Raw genomic sequence first — 1,480 nt, forward strand, 5'->3', positions numbered from 1 at the left:
ACTACGTCGTCGTCGTTTTTTTTATGTATTGTTTTTGTGTACCGTTTTTATCGTGTGTCTACGTAACTCTCTGTTACCAATCTTAGTGGCACAGGGTCGATAACGAATTGTATTGGTTATCGACCATAGTCATCAATAAATGACGATTTACACGCCGATTTCTGGCTCAAGATAGTCCCATTCTACATCACTATAAACCGAGACGGTGTCACTGCCGTTGGCAAAAGTGTAACTGTAGATCGCGCCATCAACACCTAATTGATTGAGATGAGACTGCAATGTACCATCGAGATCGGCAACATTCGCTTCATTGACGGCCGCAAGGTGGAAGTCATCATTAGCCAGTGTCAGTTGCTCAATATTCGAAGCAAAGAAAGCATCCGATGATTGGCCAGTCAGAGATTGCGTGGATTCGCTGACGACGTTGAGATCAAGCAATAACGTATCTTGCTGGTCAGTGCCAATCACCGCTTCGATGTTTTGCAATTTTGAGCTTTGTGTGACTTCAAAATCCACCGCATGTTTCACACTCTCTGCAACATTAGTTTCTGAATAGAAATAACCGACCTTTTGAGTTGTGACCACATCGAATCCATCACCGCCATCGATGTAATCGTTGCCATTGTCATGAATTAAATCGTTACCTTCACCGGCATCAATAACATCAAAACCTTGGCCGCCAGCAATAAGATCATTACCTTCGCCGCCCACAAGCAAGTCATCCATTTGATAGGTGGTGATGGAAGACAAATAGTAGTCACTGGCATCGGTCGCGCCAAAGCCACTTTTATCAAAGGTGCCTTTAGCCGCTGAGAGCTGGATTTCATCGAAAGTGGTGTTTGCTGTATCTGATGGTGAGATGATGAATTCACCATGGCAGCAATCATCGCCTTGCTCAAGCACTTTAATGTTGTCTGCGGTAGGATCAATACCGTAGGTAGCCAGTGTTGCATCGTCCATTTCACCGGCCGTAAAGTAACCCGTCGCCACTTCAACACCTTGATCGAAGACAGTCCACTGGCCCACTTCGTTCGCGCCATTAAATGCTTCATCGGCAAAGAGTTTATCGACGGATATGTTGGCTGCAGCTGTATTGTCATCAACCGCAATGCAGAGCGTTTCAGATTCGCCACTGATATCACCAGCGCCATCATCAATAAAACTAAAGCCAATTTGGCTTGAAACGCCGCTTTCACTATTGCCTTCAACACCAAAGCCACTGTTGTTTTCTGCTAAATCGCTGATGCTGCCATCAGGGTTGAGTGCAATAGACTCACCAAGTGATTCATCATGACCTGCCGTAATAGTGGTGGCTTGGGTATAATCACCAATGAGAATATCGTTCCCTGTTCCACCAATAAGCACATCTTGGCCATAACCGCCTTCTAAAAGGTCATTACCGGCGCCACCATCAAGCCAGTCATTGCCTTCTGGGTTGCTTCCCTCAAGTGAATCACTATCGAGTACGGTGATACTTTTC

Annotated in this window: 1 pseudogene; it reads right to left on the minus strand. The window is 45.5% G+C overall.

Annotation, left to right across the window (positions count from 1 at the left end):
- Window positions 1-147: 147 nt before the first annotated feature.
- Window positions 148-1,480: pseudogene (locus RH85_RS13400) on the minus strand (calcium-binding protein); the annotation flags it as partial.

Source organism: Vibrio ichthyoenteri ATCC 700023, from assembly GCF_000222605.1.
Lineage (GTDB): Bacteria > Pseudomonadota > Gammaproteobacteria > Enterobacterales > Vibrionaceae > Vibrio > Vibrio ichthyoenteri.